This is a genomic window from Streptomyces beijiangensis (assembly GCF_017315755.1).
Taxonomy (GTDB): domain Bacteria; phylum Actinomycetota; class Actinomycetes; order Streptomycetales; family Streptomycetaceae; genus Streptomyces; species Streptomyces beijiangensis.
Genome location: NZ_JAFLRJ010000252.1, coordinates 1 through 15,698, shown reverse-complemented (window position 1 = coordinate 15,698; position 15,698 = coordinate 1). Strand labels below are relative to the sequence as shown.

Annotated in this window: 12 protein-coding genes and 1 pseudogene; 11 read left to right on the top strand and 2 right to left on the bottom strand. The window is 70.0% G+C overall.

The window, feature by feature from the left end:
* Positions 1–19: 19 nt before the first annotated feature.
* The 3 genes from J0695_RS25090 to J0695_RS25080 all read left to right on the top strand — a co-directional run bounded on the left by J0695_RS25090 (position 20) and on the right by J0695_RS25080 (position 3,465).
* A complete protein-coding gene (locus J0695_RS25090) occupies positions 20–844 on the top strand; it encodes a TIM barrel protein (RefSeq protein WP_206965513.1) in 825 nt (274 codons plus the stop codon).
* Between the two features lie 65 nt (positions 845–909).
* Complete coding sequence (locus tag J0695_RS25085) at positions 910–1,800, top strand: 2-hydroxy-3-oxopropionate reductase (RefSeq protein WP_206965512.1); 891 nt, start codon at positions 910–912, stop codon at positions 1,798–1,800.
* A gap of 201 nt (positions 1,801–2,001) precedes the next feature.
* Positions 2,002–3,465 (top strand): catalase, encoded by a 1,464-nt coding sequence (locus tag J0695_RS25080; RefSeq protein WP_206965510.1) that lies wholly within the window; start codon positions 2,002–2,004, stop codon positions 3,463–3,465.
* Between the two features lie 504 nt (positions 3,466–3,969).
* Here the strand turns inward: J0695_RS25080 and J0695_RS25075 are convergent.
* Positions 3,970–4,446: a GNAT family N-acetyltransferase gene (locus J0695_RS25075; protein WP_206965508.1), complete on the bottom strand. Its 477-nt coding sequence runs from the start codon at positions 4,444–4,446 to the stop codon at positions 3,970–3,972.
* Between the two features lie 188 nt (positions 4,447–4,634).
* Here J0695_RS25075 and J0695_RS25070 point away from each other — a divergent pair, with 188 nt between their 5' ends.
* The 7 genes from J0695_RS25070 (at position 4,635) to J0695_RS25040 (ending at position 13,296) form a co-directional block, all read left to right on the top strand.
* Entirely contained in the window at positions 4,635–5,225 is a 591-nt protein-coding gene (locus tag J0695_RS25070) for a TIGR04222 domain-containing membrane protein (protein WP_277990023.1), read from the top strand.
* Positions 5,226–5,409: 184 nt separating this feature from the next.
* On the top strand, positions 5,410–6,537 hold the full coding sequence (locus J0695_RS25065) for a LacI family DNA-binding transcriptional regulator (RefSeq protein ID WP_206965505.1): 1,128 nt from the start codon (positions 5,410–5,412) through the stop codon (positions 6,535–6,537).
* Complete coding sequence (locus J0695_RS25060; RefSeq protein ID WP_206965503.1) at positions 6,534–8,144, top strand: FAD-dependent oxidoreductase; 1,611 nt, start codon at positions 6,534–6,536, stop codon at positions 8,142–8,144. Before J0695_RS25065 ends, J0695_RS25060 begins: the two co-directional genes overlap by 4 nt.
* Before the next feature lie 111 nt (positions 8,145–8,255).
* Complete coding sequence (locus J0695_RS25055; protein WP_206965501.1) at positions 8,256–10,385, top strand: hydantoinase/oxoprolinase family protein; 2,130 nt, start codon at positions 8,256–8,258, stop codon at positions 10,383–10,385.
* Positions 10,382–10,984: a hypothetical protein gene (locus J0695_RS25050; RefSeq protein ID WP_206965500.1), complete on the top strand. Its 603-nt coding sequence runs from the start codon at positions 10,382–10,384 to the stop codon at positions 10,982–10,984. Before J0695_RS25055 ends, J0695_RS25050 begins: the two co-directional genes overlap by 4 nt.
* Positions 10,985–10,988: 4 nt before the next feature.
* Entirely contained in the window at positions 10,989–12,266 is a 1,278-nt protein-coding gene (locus tag J0695_RS25045; RefSeq protein WP_206965498.1) for a TRAP transporter large permease subunit, read from the top strand.
* Between the two features lie 28 nt (positions 12,267–12,294).
* Positions 12,295–13,296 carry a glycoside hydrolase family protein gene (locus J0695_RS25040; protein WP_206965488.1) on the top strand — a complete coding sequence of 334 codons (1,002 nt, stop codon included), beginning with the start codon at positions 12,295–12,297 and terminating at the stop codon, positions 13,294–13,296.
* Positions 13,297–13,362: 66 nt separating this feature from the next.
* Here the strand turns inward: J0695_RS25040 and gcl are convergent, their stop codons facing one another.
* The gene (gene gcl / locus J0695_RS25035; protein WP_206965486.1) at positions 13,363–15,153 is read right to left on the bottom strand and encodes a glyoxylate carboligase; all 1,791 of its coding nucleotides are present in this window, start codon (positions 15,151–15,153) and stop codon (positions 13,363–13,365) included.
* A gap of 196 nt (positions 15,154–15,349) precedes the next feature.
* Between gcl and J0695_RS25030 the strand changes: the two are divergent.
* Positions 15,350–15,698 (top strand): annotated as a pseudogene (locus tag J0695_RS25030) (hypothetical protein); the annotation flags it as partial.

The following is a 15,698-nucleotide window of genomic DNA, read 5'->3' as shown; positions in this document are numbered from 1 at the left end:
TACGGAAGGAGCGCACTCGATGGGCCTCAAGGACCAGCGCTTCGATGTGAACCTTTCGATCCTCTTCACCGAGCTCCCGCTCCTGGAGCGCCCTGCGGCCGCGGCCGCAGCTGGCTTCACGGCGGTCGAGCTGTGGTGGCCCTGGATCGAGACCCCCACCCCGGCGCAGGCCGAGCTCGACGCCCTCAAGAAGGCGCTCGACGACGCCGGCACCCAGCTCGTGGGGCTGAATTTCTACGCCGGCAAGCTTCCGGGCCCGGACCGCGGAGCCCTCTCCGTACCCGGTGAGGAATCGGACCGCTTCCGCGCCAACATCGACATCGCCGCGGACTTCGCGGCCTCGGTGGGCTGCAAGGCGCTCAACGCGCTGTACGGCAACCGTGTCGACGGCGCCACCCCGGCGGACCAGGACGCACTCGCCCTGGAGAACCTGGTGCTGGCGGCCCGCGCGGCCGACCGTGTCGGCGCGATCCTGCTGGTCGAGACCCTCAACAAGCCGGAGTCGCCGCTCTACCCGCTGGTGAGCGCCCCGGCCGCGATCGAGGTCATCGACCAGGTGAACGCGCTCAGCGGACTCGGCAACGCCAAGTTCCTGCTGGACATCTACCACCTGTCGATGAACGGCGAGGATGTCGCCGCCGTGATCGACGCCTACGCCGACAAGACCGGCCACGTCCAGATCGCGGACAACCCGGGCCGTGGCGCACCGGGCACCGGCTCGCTGCCGCTCGGGGATCTCCTCGACCGGCTCGGCAAGGCGGGTTACGAGGGCTGGGTCGGCCTGGAGTACAAGCCGGGCGACCGCCCGAGCGCCGAGGCCTTCGACTGGCTCTCGGCCAACTGACCACTTATGTCTGCATGTTGCTGCACCTACCCGGGGGAAACCCCCGGACCCCCGGAGGCACCCTGATGAGCACTCTCCCCAAGATCGCATGGGTCGGCCTCGGCATCATGGGCTCCCCCATGTCCGAGAACCTGATCAAGGCCGGCTACTCCGTCACCGGCTTCACGCTGGAGCAGGACAAGCTGGACCGGCTGGCGGCCGCCGGCGGCTCCGTCGCCTCCTCGATCGCCGAGGCGGTCAAGGACGCCGACGTGATCGTGACGATGGTTCCCGCGTCCCCGCACGTCGAGGCCATCGCATACGGCGAGAACGGCATCCTGGAGAACGCCCGCTCGGGCGCCCTGCTGATCGACATGTCCTCGATCACCCCGCAGACCTCGGTGGACCTCGCGAAGGCCGCCAAGGACAAGGGGATCCGCGTCCTGGACGCCCCCGTGTCGGGCGGCGAGGCCGGTGCGATCGAGGCAGTGCTCTCGATCATGGTCGGCGGCGAGCAGGCCGACTTCGACGAGGCCAAGCCGCTGCTTGACGCCCTCGGCAAGACGATCGTCCTGTGCGGTCCGCACGGCTCCGGCCAGACGGTGAAGGCCGCCAACCAGCTGATCGTCGCGGTCAACATCCAGGCCTGCGCCGAGGCCGTCGTCTTCCTGGAGAAGTCGGGCGTGAACCTCGCCGCCGCCCTGGACGTCCTCAACGGCGGACTGGCCGGCTCGACCGTCCTGACCCGCAAGAAGGACAACTTCATCAACCGGGACTTCAAGCCCGGCTTCCGGATCGACCTGCACCACAAGGACATGGGCATCGTCACCGACGCCGCCCGCAACGTCGGCGCGGCTCTGCCCGTCGGCGCGGTCGTCGCCCAGCTGGTCGCATCGCTGCGCGCCCAGGGCGACGGCGGCCTGGACCACTCGGCGCTGCTGCGCGGCGTCGAGCGTCTGTCGGGCTCGCAGGTCTGAGGTTCCGAGATCTTCTCGTAACCTCCCCCAGATTTCCGGGCGGCGGTGGCGCTGACACCTGTCCTGTCGCGCCCAGGCGTCGCCGCCGCCCGGAACACCACACTTCATTTTCAACAAACTGTTGACGTGACGTTCGGGGCGAAATTACGCTCCTCGCACCCGTCACCCAGCCGTCAGCAGATCCCGCACGGAAGGTCCACCATGTCGAAGCGCGTGCTTACGACCGAGTCAGGCGCCCCGGTCGCCGACAATCAGAACTCCGCATCCGCCGGCCTCGGTGGTCCGCTGCTCCTTCAGGACCAGCACCTGCTGGAGAAGCTCGCCCGGTTCAACCGGGAGCGCATCCCGGAGCGTGTCGTGCACGCACGCGGCTCCGGTGCGTACGGCTACTTCGAGGTGACGGACGACGTCACCGGCTTCACCCACGCCGACTTCCTCTCCACCGTCGGCAAGCGCACCGAGACGTTCATACGCTTCTCGACCGTGGCCGACTCGCTCGGCGGCGCGGACGCGGTCCGTGACCCCCGCGGCTTCGCGCTGAAGTTCTACACCGAAGAGGGCAACTACGACCTCGTCGGCAACAACACCCCGGTGTTCTTCATCAAGGACCCGATCAAGTTCCCCGACTTCATCCACTCGCAGAAGCGCGACCCCTTCACGGGCAAGCAGGAGCCGGACAACGTCTGGGACTTCTGGGCGCACGCGCCGGAGGCCACTCACCAGGTGACCTGGCTGATGGGCGACCGGGGCATCCCGGCCTCGTACCGTCACATGAACGGCTACGGCTCGCACACCTACCAGTGGACGAACGCAGCGGGCGAGGCCTTCTTCGTCAAGTACCACTTCAAGACGAACCAGGGCGTACGCAGCCTGTCGGCCGAGCAGGGCGCCGAGCTCGCGGGCAAGGACGCCAACTCGCACCAGACGGACCTCCTCCAGGCGATCGAGCGGGGCGTGAACCCGTCCTGGACCCTGTACGTCCAGGTCATGCCGGCGGCGGAGGCGGCCGACTACCGCTTCAACCCCTTCGACCTGACGAAGGTCTGGCCGCACAGCGACTACCCGCTGCAGCGCGTGGGGCGCCTGGTCCTGGACCGCAACCCCGACAACGTCTTCGCCGAGGTCGAGCAGGCCGCGTTCTCCCCGAACAACTTCGTTCCTGGCATCGGCGCCTCGCCCGACAAGATGCTGCAGGGCCGCCTCTTCGCGTACGCCGACGCGCAGCGCTACCGGGTGGGCATCAACCACACCCTGCTGCCGGTCAACGCCCCCAAGGCTGTTGTCGGCGGAGCGGTGAACTACGGCCGCGACGGCGCGATGGCGACCCGCAACGGCGGGCGCGCCGAGAAGAACTACGAGCCCAACTCCTACCAGGGCCCGTCCCAGACGGACGCGGCGCACGCCGCTCCGTACGCCCTCACCGGCTGGACCGGCACCCACGCCGCCCCGGCCCACGTGAAGGACGACGACTTCTTCCAGGCGGGCGAGCTCTACCGTCTGATGTCGGACGACGAGAAGTCCCGACTGATCGCCAACATCGCGGGCGGCCTCTCGCAGGTCAGCCGCGACGACGTGATCGAGAAGAACCTGGCCCACTTCCACGCCGCGGACACCGACTACGGCAAGCGTGTGGAAGAGGCGGTCCGCGCCCTGCGCGAGGACTAGCAGACTGCGGTGACGACCTGACGGGAGGTCAGGTGGTCGCCGTAGTCCGGATCTTCGGCCCGATGAGGGGTGACCGACGGTCCGGACACGCCTGAGGGCCGCGGCGGCGCGATGCCAGTGCGGTGGTCAAGGCTCCCCGGCCCGCTCCTGACCTGAAGGAGCGGACGCCGGGGAAGTCAATCGCCCCGCCGCGGCCCCGGAGCACTTCCCGATGGGTCCAAAAGCTCCGCCCGGCGACGCGAACGCCCATTTCTCGACGCCGACCTCGCACTGCTCCGCTGGCTTCGGCCGGCTGCGGCGGCCTCCGACCGCCGAGGGTTCCAGTGCAGCAGCACCCCTAAATCTCCGCCCGGCGACACGAATGTCCTGTCGCGCCCAGCCTCGTGCCGCCGGGCGGCTCCAACTCCCCTCCGACTGCTCGCCTTCAGCTCCTCTCGAAGGCGAGCATTTCGGCGTTGCGCGCACTGGTGATCCCGGTGCTGCCGCAGCACGGACCGCCTGCGCTCATGGCGTGACGGGCGGCGCCGCCCGGCGCAGGGTCATGTCGGGCAGGTTCTCCATGTTGCGGCTGCCGTCATTGGTGTCGAGGACCGTGAATCCGTGCCGCTCGTAGAAGGCGCGGGCCCCGGTGTTCTGCTGGAAGACGTGCAGCCGCAGCCCGCGCGGGCTGTGCGCCAGGACCTCGTCGAGGAGGAGTGTGCCGATCCCCTGCCGGCGGACATCGGTCCTGAGATAGAGATGGTCGAGCATGTCGCCGTCGAGGGAGGCGTAGCCGAGCACCTGGTCCCCGCGCGAGGCGACCCAGACCCGGGACTCCTTGAGCACCACCTCACGGACCCACCGGACGACCTCCTCGTGCGTGCGCTTCTGCGGCGGCAGATAGGGCATGGTCGCCGCCCGTGATTCCTGATGGACGGTCGCGATCGCCTCGGCGTCCGCCTGGGTGGCGGGCCGCACCTCCGCCGCACTGTCAGCACTCATCCCGCGAACCTATAAGGCACTGCTCCAGGTGTGCGACCGGATTGTGCAACACCGTTGTCAGGCTTGGCGGGCGCAGGACGCGAGGCGTTCGGCCGCCCAACCTCAAGGAATCCTCTGAACCGGCGTCAGGACGCTTGCCCGGGACCCCTGCTCGGGCATACCCCTCTCCACAGGGGGAGGTGAGCCACATGACCGACAGGTCGGTAGAGCTCAGTGCAGAGGAAGTCGGGATGTTACGAGGGGGACCGCGCGCCGCCGTCACCGTGGCCGTGGTGGCGCTGGCACTGCGGGGGGCCGTCACGCCGGGGAAGCCCGGCACGCTGCAGACCTCGGGGGTGGCCAGTGGTGCAGAAGGGGCGTTGGAGAAGGCCGTGCACGCCGCGTTGCACCGGCCGCTCGCGCTGCGGGATCTGATCGACACACCGCGGGTGCGCGCCGCGCTGGAGCAGGTGCGGCGGCCGCTGGTCGAGGACGGGCTGTGGCGTGAGCACCTGCCGCACCGGACCCGGGCGGGGCGGCAGGTGGTGAAGGGGCTTGCGGTCGAACTCGTACTGCCCGAAGGGGCCCATGCAGCGCATGAGGTACGGGAGTTGGGCTGGGATACGCGGGAGCGGCTGCTTGCCGTCGCGTTGTACGGGGATGCGGGGCTCGCCGCCGTCGTACCGCACCTCGCCCGTGAGGGCGGACTCACCGGGCGGCTTCGCGGCGACACCGGGGCGACACCGGCCGGTCGGGGCGGCGGAGGCGGCGGAGGAATCAGTTGCGGGGGCGTCGTGTGAGCACTGGCGTCGTGTGAGCGGGAGCGGTCAAAGACCCTCACCTCAGGGCTTGTTGCGCGAGCAGCAAGCCCTCCGCCATATGCGGAAGAAAATCGTGTGCGACCTCTTGACCACCGGTCCGACCACCTCCACAGTTCTCGTTAATGCGCATCAGTAATGCGCATTAATTCTTCGGAGGAGCACGGTGCAGGAAAGCAAGAAGCCGTCCAGGCGCGGTCGTCCCGCAGCTCAGGGAGCCCGCACGTCCCGGCCGAGACAGGCCGAGGTCGCGCGGGCCGCCGGGGTCTCGCAGGCGACCGTGTCACTGATCCTGGCGGACAAGAAGGACGGTGCCGCCTTCTCCGACGAGACCCGCAGGAAGGTCCTGGACGCCGCCCGCGAACTGGGTTACGTACCGGACCCGGCGGCCCGCAGACTGGCCGCCGCCCGCAACAATCTGCTCGGCGTCTTCAGCTTCACCGCGACCTTCCCGACCGAGATGCAGCACTCCTACTACCCGTTCCTGGTGGGCGTGGAGCAGGAGGCCGCTGCCCGCGGCTACGACCTGGTGCTCTTCACCGGTTCCAGTTCCGGCGGCGCGGGAGCGGCGGGACCCGATGCGCTGGGACGGGTACGGCTGGCGGACGGCTGCCTCTTCCTGGGGCGGCACATTCCGACCCAGGAACTGCGGCGGCTGGTCGCCGACGGCTTCCCCGCGGTGCACCTGGGCCGCAGGGACGAGCTCGAAGGCCTCGCCTGGGTGGGCGCCGACTATGTCAGCGCCGGCCGGGAGGTGGTGGGGAAGCTCGCGGACCTGGGCCACCGGCGCTTCGTACTGATCCGCGAGGACGACGACGCACCGGCATCGACCGACCGCGAGCAGGGGTTCCTGGAGGGGCTCACGGCCGCCGGTCTCGACCATGACGCCGGCACCGTCCACCGCAGCGCCGATCCCCGGCGCGATATCACCCCAGAGCGGTTGCGCGGCTGGCTCGCCGAGGGCGTCACCGCGTTCGTGGCCGAGGAGACGGACACGGGGGCCGCCTGGCGGGCCCTGCGCGCGGCCTGCCGTACGACCGGCCTCCAAGTGCCGCGCGACGCGTCGCTCGCCCTGCTCGGCAGCCCGCCCGCCGACCTCTCGCACGAGGCGGTGCCGACCGGATTCGACATCCCCCGTACGCAGTTGGGTGCTGCGGCGGTCCGTCTGCTGGCATCGCTCGTCGCAGGGGAGGACGCCGAGGAGCCCTTGGTCACCTGCACCTTCCGGCCCGGCGAGACCGCGGGTCCCCCGCCCTCCGTCCGACAACAGCCCCAAGCACAAGGAGACATGTGATACCCGAACCCGACATCCTCATCGTCGGCGGCGGACTCGGCGGTGTGGCAGCCGCACTCGCCGCCTGCCGGGCCGGCCGGAGCGTCGTCCTCACGGAGGAGACCGACTGGATCGGCGGGCAGCTCACCGCACAGGCCGTCCCGCCCGACGAGCACCCGTGGATCGAGCAGTTCGGGGCCACGGCCTCCTACCGCCGGCTGCGGCAGGGGATCCGCGACTACTACCGGCAGTGGTACCCGCTGCGCTCCGCCGCGTCGGCGCTCCCCGAGCTCAACCCGGGCGCCGGACGCGTCAGCAAGCTCTGCCACGAGCCGCGGGCCGCCCTGGCCGTCCTGGAAGGGATGCTCGCGCCGTACCGGGCAGCCGGTCTGCTGACCCTCCTGACCGAGACCCGGCCGGTGAGTGCCGAATCCGACAACGATGTCATCCGTGCGGTGGTACTGGACGATTTGCGCAGCGGCGTCCGTCGCACGATCACCGCGCGCTATGTCATCGACGCGACGGAGACCGGTGATCTGCTGGAACTCGCCGGGGTCGAGCACGCCGTCGGAGCCGAGGCACACGCCGAGTTCGGCGAACCGCACGCACCCGCGACCGCCCAGCCGCTCAACCAGCAGGGCATCACGCTCTGTTTCGCCCTCTCCCACCACGAGGGCCAGGACCACACGGTGGAGCGCCCGTCCGACTACGCCTTCTGGCGCTCGTACCGCCCCGACTTCTGGCCGGGCCCGCTGCTCGGCTTCCTCGCCCCGGACCCGCGCTCGCTCGAAGCCGTGCCGCGCACCTTCGTCCCCAACCCCGGCCTCGACCCGCTCGACGTCTCCGCGGACCAGAGCGCGGACGCGGGCGACAAGGAACTGTGGGGCTTCCGGCGGATCCTGGCGCGCAAACTGCACAGGCCCGGCGCTTTCGACTCCGACATCACCCTGGTCAACTGGCCGCTCAACGACTACTGGCTCAAGCCCCTGATCGGCGGCGGCGAGGAGACCACGGCCCAGGCCATAGCGGGAGCACGGCAGTTGTCCCTGTCGGTGCTGTACTGGCTGCAGACCGAGGCCCCCCGCGCGGACGGCGGCACCGGGTTCCCCGGGCTGCGGCCGCGTCCCGATGTGACCGGCACAGCCGACGGGCTCGCCAAGGCTCCGTACGTACGGGAGTCACGCCGCATCAAGGCGGTCACGACCGTCGTCGAGCAGGACGTGGCGATCGACTCGGTCGGCCCGTACGGCCGCACCTCCTACCGCGACTCCGTCGGAGTCGGCGGCTACCGCATCGATCTGCACCCCTCGACAGGGGGCGACAACTACATCGACATCGGCTCGGTGCCCTTCGAGATCCCCCTCGGCGCGCTTCTCCCACGCCGCGTACGCAACCTGCTGCCCGCGGGCAAGAACATCGGCACCACCCACATCACCAACGGCTGCTACCGGCTGCATCCGGTGGAGTGGAACGCCGGCGAGGTCGCGGGCGCGCTGGCGGCCCACTGCCTCACCGAGGGCGTCGAACCGCACCAAGTACAGGCCGAGGACAAGCGGTTCGCGGAATTCGCCCGGCTCCTTGAGCACCAGGGCGTACAGCGCCACTGGCCCGACGTCCGCGGCTACTGAAACCCCCGCACCACACGGCGCGGTCGAAATGCCGGGCGGAACAGCTCCACCTGTTCCGCCCGGCGGTGACCGTCCGCGCCGTCCGACACAGCACAAGGAGGTGCCCCGATCATGACCACCCACCGTATCCGCGTCGGCATCGACGTGGGCGGAACCTTCACCGACGCCGTGGCCGTTGACGCCACGGACCTGCGGCTGCTGGGACAGATCAAGGTCCCCACCAGCCACCGCCACCAGGACGGTGTCGCCCACGGCATCGTCGAAGCTCTCGACCGGCTCCTGGAGCAGGTCGGCTGCGCCCCTTCGGACGTCGCCTTCCTGGCCCACGGCACCACCCAGGCTACCAACGCCCTCCTGGAGGGCGACGTCGCACCCGTGGGACTGATCGGCATCGGCGCAGGACCGGGAGCCGTACTCACACGGCGGCTCGCCTCCCTGGCCAAGCTCGAACTCGCCCCCGGCCGACGGCTTCCGCTGTATTACGCGCATGTGAGCGATCCCCAGGACCCCGCGTCCGTGCGCGCCGCGGTGCAGCATGTGCGGGACGCGGGTGCTCAAGTCGTCGTCGCCAGCGAGCCGTTCGGCGTGGACGAGCCCTCCGGGGAACAGGCCGTGTCGGATGCGGCCCGCGCGAGCGGTCTGCCGACGACGGCCGCGCACGAGATCACTTCGCTGTACGGGCTCCACAAGCGCACCCGCACCGCGGTCGTCAACGCGGCCATCCTGCCGCGCATGCTGGCCACCGCCGACCTGGTCGACGCCTCCATCACCAAGGCGGGCGTCACCGCTCCCCTGATGGTGATGCGCTGCGACGGCGGGGTGATGTCGCTGGACGAGATGCGGCGCAGACCGCTCCTGACCGTCCTGTCAGGACCGGCGGCCGGGGTCGCGGGTGCGCTGATGCAGGAGCGGATCAGCGAGGGCGTGTTCCTGGAGACGGGCGGCACCTCGACGGACATCAGTGTCGTACGGCGGGGAAAGGTGGCCGTGCGTCATGCGACGCTGCTGGGCAGGGGCACGTATCTCTCGGCCCTGGATGTACGGACCGTGGGCGTCGGCGGCGGGTCGATGGTCAGGATCGGTCCTGGCGGGGTGAGCGGGGCCGGACCTCGCAGCGCCCATATCGCCGGACTGCCGTACGCCTGTTTCGCCACCCTGGAAGACCTGCAGGGTGCGACGGTGGAGACCGTCTCCCCGATGGACGGCGATCCGCGGGACTACGCCGTGATCGACGCGGCCGGCGGCCGGTTCGCGATCACCATGACCTGTGCGGCCAACGCGCTGGGACGGGTCCCGGAGGGCGACTTCGCCCGCTGTGACCAGGACGTCGCCCGTGCGGCGCTCGCACCGCTGGCCGCGCGGCTCGGCACGGACATCGCCGGAGCTGCAACCGCCGTACTGGATGCAGGAGTTGCTCACGTCAGAGCCGTCGTGGACACGATGATCCGCGAGTACAAGCTCGACGCGGACAGTGTCGTCCTGGTGGGCGGCGGTGGCGGAGCCTCCTCGGTCACCCCGCACCTCGCCCTGACGATGGACCGGGAGAGCAGGATCGCCCGGCACAGCGAGGTCATCAGCCCGATCGGAGTGGCACTCGCGCTGGTGCGCGAGCAGATCGAGCGCATCATCCCCGGCGCCACACAGGAGCAGATCCTGGGCGTACGGGCAGAGGCGGAACAGGCCGTCATCGCCCAGGGCGCGGCAGCCGACGGGGTCGAGGTGGAGATCACGGTCGATCCGCAGTCCCAGACCGTAACGGCGGTCGCCACCGGCGCGACCGAACTGCGCACCCAGGACCGCGCCCACCGCGCGGACGACGACGAGCGGCTGCGGGCCGCCGCGAGCAGCCTCAAGGCGGCGGTCGGCGACGTACACGTCCTGGCGAGCACGCCCGCGCACACCGTGTACGGCACCGAGGTGCGCCGCCGGCTGCGTCCGACGCTCCATCCGGTACGGGTCGTGGACGCCGACGGCGTGGTCCGGCTGCACGCCTCCGATGCCCGCGTGGCCGCCACCACCGTCGCGGGGGCACCGGACATGCTGGCCGAACTCGTACGGGACGCGACGTCCTACGGCGACGGCGGGGTCCGCGCCCCGGCGCTGCGGCTGCTGCTCGGCTCCCGGATCGCCGATCTGTCCGGGGTCCTCGACCCGGGGTCGCTACTGGCGCTGGCGCGCAGCGAACTGCGCTCCCGCGGGGCCGACGAACCGGTCGTCGGCGTGGTGGAGACCCGCTCATGACGGTCGTACGCGCGACGCCTGCGACCTGGCACCCCGACGACATCGACCATGCCGTGCGGCTGCTGGCCGCGACCCCCACCCACGAAGGCCGCGATCCGGACCTTCTGCGGCAATGGGCGCTGACCGCAACGGAGTTCGGCGCATCGCTGCCCGCGACCCCCTGCCACGCACGGATCGTGCAGCTCCAAGGAGGCCTGGACGAGGGGTTGTTGGCGCGCTACACGTCCCGGCCAGCCCCGACGCTCACACTGTTCACCGACTCCGTACAGCTCGCCGAGCGGGTCATCGCGGAGAACGGCTGGCGCGACTGGTACCCGCCGGGATCGGTGCGCGCCGCCGCCCTCGCCCACGAGGCGGTCCACGCACAGCTCCACCACGGACCGCACAGGGCCCGCCTGAAGCGCGCGCTCGGTCACGTCGTGCTCCGGTTCGGCCGCCGCCGCGTGTACGGGCACGTCGCCGGCACCGAGGAGATCGCGGCGCATGCGTACGCCCAGGTCACCTGCGGTCTCGGCCGCAGCCCGCTCGTGCTCACCACGGCCCTCTCAGAGCATCTGAACCTGCCTCCGCTCACCCACTCGGACAGAAGAGAGAACTGACGCCATGGGTGTCATCATCCTCCTCGTCATGGCGGCCGGAGTCGCCGCCATGCTCACCCGCAAGATCCCCACGGCCTTCGCTCTGGTCCTGCTGGCCGTCGCGATCGCCGTACTCGCCGGAGCTCCGGCCACCGGCAAGAACAGCGTCCTGGACACGGTCGTGCAGGAAGGCGCGCCCATGCTGGCCGCCACCATGATCGCGATCCTGCTCGGCTCATGGCTGGGCAGACTGCTCGACGAGACGGGCATCGCCGGAACACTGGTCCGCAAGATCGTCGAGTTCGGCGGGGACCGTCCTGTGGTCGTCGCGCTCGGCGTCCTCGCCGTCTCCACGCTGGTGGGCACGGTCACCGGATCGGCGCCCGCCGCCATGCTCGCCGGGATCGTCGGCATCCCCGCGATGATCGCGGTCGGCATCCCGAAGACGACGGCCGCCGGCACGATCCTGATGGGAATCGCCGCGGGCATGCCCTTCGAACTCCCGATCTGGCAGTTCTTCTCCACGGCGCTGGAGCTGCCCGTGGAGACCGTACGGGAGTTCATGCTGAAGCTCTTCCCCTTCGCGCTCACCGCGGCCGTCGCCTTCGTCCTGGTCGAGACGCGCCGCCGGGGCGTCGAGCACACCTGGTCGCTGCGGACGGCCCCGCCGAAATCCTCGCAGCGCAAGCGTCTCGGCGACGCGCCCTGGTACGCGCTGCTCACCCCGGTGATCCCGCTCGTCCTGGCTCTGGGCTTCGAACTGGCCATCATTCCCTCACTGTTGGCGGGAATCCTGTACGCCGTCCTCACCACCACCCGCCCCGGGCAGATCTCCAAGCGGCTGCTGCGCACCTTCTACAGCGGTGTGGAGGTGGCCGCCCCGCCGATCGCCCTGTTCATCGCGATCGGCATGCTGCTCGCCGCGGTCAAACTGCCCGGCGCGGTGGATGCGCTCGCACCCCTGGTGAAGGGTGTCAGCCCACAGAACGCGGTGCTGTTCGTGATCGTCTTCACCGTTCTGGTGCCCCTGTGCCTGTACCGCGGCCCGCTCAATGTCTTCGGCCTCGGCGCGGGCATCGCCGGGGTCCTCATCGCCGCCGGGATCTACCCGGCGGCCGCGGTCCTGGGCCTGGCGACCTCGTACAACCAGGTCTTCGGCGTCTCGGATCCGACCAGCACCCAGACGGTGTGGGCCGCCCAGTACGCGGGCGTGACACCGCAGCAGGTGATGGTGCGCACGCTGCCGTACGTCTGGTTCGTCGCCCTCGGAGGCATCTGCGTCACCGCGGCGACCTCGCTCTGAAAGCCCCTCCCCCCTTTGGAGTCAGCACATGAACGAGCCGCACATCAACCGACGTGTCTTCCTGCTCGCCACCGCTGCCACCGGCGCGGGCCTCGCCGTGGGAACCGGCGCGTCCCCCGCGTCCGCCGCCGCTGTGCCGGGCGGTTTCCCCGACTACACCTACCGGCGGACCCTGCTGGAGCCATCGAAGCTCAAGTACAACCCGACCGGCGAGATCATCTTCCCGTGCATACGGGGCACGGCCGGCCGCGTCGCCTCACCGCTGGGGAAGTACTACCTCTACTACGCGCCGCACGACGCACCCGGCGGGATCTGCCTGGCCTACGGGGACTCCCTGGAAGGCCCGTTCACCGAGTACCCCACCAACCCCCTGGTGAAGAACGTCTGGTCGCCGCATTACAGCGTCAGCCACGTCTCCTCGCCGCACGTCCTGTGGAACGAGGACGTCAAGGAGATGTGGCTGTACTTCCACGGCGAGAACACCACGACGCGGCTGGCCCGCTCGAAGGACGGGATCACCTTCACGTACGACAAGGTCGTGCTGTCCTCCTCCATGATGCCCGCGGGCACCACCGAGACGTCGTACGCCCGCGTCTTCCAGCACGACCTGCCCACCAGGAACGCCCGTTACGTGATGCTGTTCATGCTGAACAACACCACCAACCACCGTGACATCTGCTGGGGTTGGTCCCCCGACGGCCGCAGCTGGACCTTCGATCAGACCCCTCTGGTACGCCACTCGGACGTCGGCGCGGTCAACATCGGCGGCCCGCACCTGCTGACGAGGAACGGCAGCGCGTATGTCGTCTACAACTCTGACAAGGAGAGCGGCGGCAATCTGCTCATCACCGAGGTCGGCAACGACTTCGGCCGCCGCGACCACCTCGGGCTCTTCCACGACTCGCTGAGCGGCGCACCGGACAACGGCCGCAGCGCGGCCCCCAGTTTCGGCACCGAGGGCGGCGTCCCGTACATGGTCTACGAGGCGGGCGAGCGGCTGGCCGGTGCGATAGCGGTGGCCCGCGGCTGACCGCGGGAAGCAGAAAACGGCCCCCGCCCCGGAGTCAGGTCCGGGGCGGGGGCCGTTCCCCCCGTGTCAGGAAGCGGTGATCGGGATGATCGCCGTCGGGGCGTGGCCCGGCTCGGTGGCGATCTCCTCGAACTCCTTGACCGCGCTGATGTCCGCGGTCGGGCTCATCGCGATGTTGGTGATGCGCTCCAGGATCGCCTCGACGACGACCGGGACGCGGTACTGGGCGGCCAGCTTCTTGGCCTCCTCGAACGCGGCGAGCAGCTGGTCGGGCTCGGTGACCCGGATCGCCTTGCAGCCGAGGCCCTCGACGACCTTGACGTGGTCCACGCCGTAGACGCCCACCTCGGGAGAGTTGATGTTCTCGAACTCCAGGTTGACCTGGAAGTTGATGTCCAGGCCGATCTGCGCCTGGCGGATCAGGCCCAGGTAGGCGTTGTTCACGAGGACGTGGACGTACGGGATCCTGTGCTGCGCGCCGACCGCCAGCTCCTCCAGCATGAACTGGAAGTCGTAGTCGCCGGAGAGCGCGACCACGGGGGTCTCGGGGTCGGCGATGGCGGCGCCGAGCGCGGCCGGGATGGTCCAGCCCAGCGGGCCCGCCTGGCCGCAGTTGATCCAGTGGCGCGGCTTGTAGACGTGCAGCATCTGCGCGCCGGCGATCTGGGAGAGGCCGATGGTGGTGACGTAGCGCGTCTCCGGGCCGAAGGCCTTGTTCATCTCCTCGTACACGCGCTGCGGCTTCATCGGCACGTTGTCGAAGTGCGTGCGGCGGTGCAGCGAGCCCTTGCGCTCCAGGTGCGAGGCGACCCAGGCGGAGCGGTCGGGCAGCTTGCCCGCGGCCTTCAGCTCCTTGGCGATCTCGACGAAGAGCTCCAGCGCGGCCTTGGCGTCGGAGGCGATACCGAAGTCCGGGGCGAAGATCCTGCCGATCTGGGTCGGCTCGACGTCGACGTGCACGAACTTGCGGCCCTTGGTGTACACGTCCAGCTTGTAGCCGGTGTGACGGTTGGCCCAGCGGTTGCCGATGCCGAGGACGAAGTCCGACTCCAGGAACGTGGCGTTGCCGTAACGCGTTCCGGTCTGCTGACCGACCATGCCCGCGTTCAGGTCGTGGTCGTCCGGGATGGAGCCCCAGCCCATGAGGGTGGGCACGACCGGGGTGTTGGTCAGCTCGGCGAACTCGACCAGCAGGTCGGACGCGTCGGCGTTGAAGATGCCGCCGCCGGCGATGATCAGCGGGCGCTCGGACTCCAGCAGGAACTGGATCGCCTTCTCGGCCTGGGCGCGGGTCGCGGTCGGCTTGTAGACCGGCAGCGGCGCGTACGTCTCGGGGTCGAACTCGATCTCGGTCTGCTGGACGTCGATCGGCAGGTCGATGAGAACCGGGCCCGGGCGGCCGGAACGCATCAGGTGGAACGCCTGCTGGAAGACGCCGGGGACCTGCGCGGCCTCCAGGACGGTGGTCGCCGCCTTGGTGACCGGCTTGGCGATCGAGGCGATGTCGACGGCCTGGAAGTCCTCCTTGTGGAGGTAGGCGACCGGGGCCTGGCCCGTGATGCAGAGGATCGGGATCGAGTCGGCGATCGCCGAGTAGAGACCGGTGATCATGTCGGTGCCCGCGGGTCCTGACGTACCGATGCAGACGCCGATGTTGCCGGCGTTGGCACGGGTGTAGCCCTCGGCCATGTGCGAGGCGCCCTCGACGTGGCGGGCCAGCGTGTGGTCGATGCCGCCGCCGGCCTTGAGGGCTGCGTAGAACGGGTTGATCGCCGCTCCCGGCACGCCGAACGCGTTCGTGACGCCTTCGCGCTTGAGGATCTCAACTGCCGCTCGGGCAGCGGTCATACGAGGCATTGAGTACTCCTGCTCGGCCTGTCGGAGTGGGCTCCTGTCGCGCCAGCCTGAGACGCCCATTTCCGTATTGCGGAATTTAAGTTCTGCTATACGGAAGCAATCTAGGAGCTGGCCGCGCAGCCGTCAAGAGAGGTCGGTGAGACCGGATGCCCGAAGTCCCTCCCCAGGACCTCGCTCCTGGTGGACGATGGACCCCATGGGAGAGGCCCCGAAGGAGAACCTGGCGGTGGCGACGGTCCAGGTGCGCTGCCCTGCCTGCCGTCGCGAGCACACCTATGCGGCGCCGGTCTACCCCTGCGCCTGCGGGGCCCCCGTCGCCCCGCCTCTCGACCGGGCCGCAGCCCCGCAGCCGATCACGCATCGCACCTGGTCAGAGGGGTGGGTCAGGGTCCACTGCGAGGCCTGCGGGCGCCAGGACGACTGGCCGCAGCCCGAGCTGGGCTGCGGTTGCGGCACGGTGCTGGGGATCCCGGTGCAGCCGGTGCGGGCGGCCCTTCCGGTACGTACCGAAAGCGCGCCCCCGCCGCCGCCCCCCGCCCACATAC

Bases quoted from the DNA above. Each gene is read 5' to 3' on its own strand.
- J0695_RS25090 (WP_206965513.1), top strand. From the start codon at position 20: ATGGGCCTCAAGGACCAGCGCTTCGATGTGAACCTTTCGATCCTCTTC.
- J0695_RS25085 (WP_206965512.1), top strand. From the start codon at position 910: ATGAGCACTCTCCCCAAGATCGCATGGGTCGGCCTCGGCATCATGGGC.
- J0695_RS25080 (WP_206965510.1), top strand. From the start codon at position 2,002: ATGTCGAAGCGCGTGCTTACGACCGAGTCAGGCGCCCCGGTCGCCGAC.
- J0695_RS25075 (WP_206965508.1), bottom strand. From the start codon at position 4,446: ATGAGTGCTGACAGTGCGGCGGAGGTGCGGCCCGCCACCCAGGCGGAC.
- J0695_RS25070 (WP_277990023.1), top strand. From the start codon at position 4,635: ATGACCGACAGGTCGGTAGAGCTCAGTGCAGAGGAAGTCGGGATGTTA.
- J0695_RS25055 (WP_206965501.1), top strand. From the start codon at position 8,256: ATGACCACCCACCGTATCCGCGTCGGCATCGACGTGGGCGGAACCTTC.
- J0695_RS25050 (WP_206965500.1), top strand. From the start codon at position 10,382: ATGACGGTCGTACGCGCGACGCCTGCGACCTGGCACCCCGACGACATC.
- J0695_RS25045 (WP_206965498.1), top strand. From the start codon at position 10,989: ATGGGTGTCATCATCCTCCTCGTCATGGCGGCCGGAGTCGCCGCCATG.
- J0695_RS25040 (WP_206965488.1), top strand. From the start codon at position 12,295: ATGAACGAGCCGCACATCAACCGACGTGTCTTCCTGCTCGCCACCGCT.
- gcl (WP_206965486.1), bottom strand. From the start codon at position 15,153: ATGCCTCGTATGACCGCTGCCCGAGCGGCAGTTGAGATCCTCAAGCGC.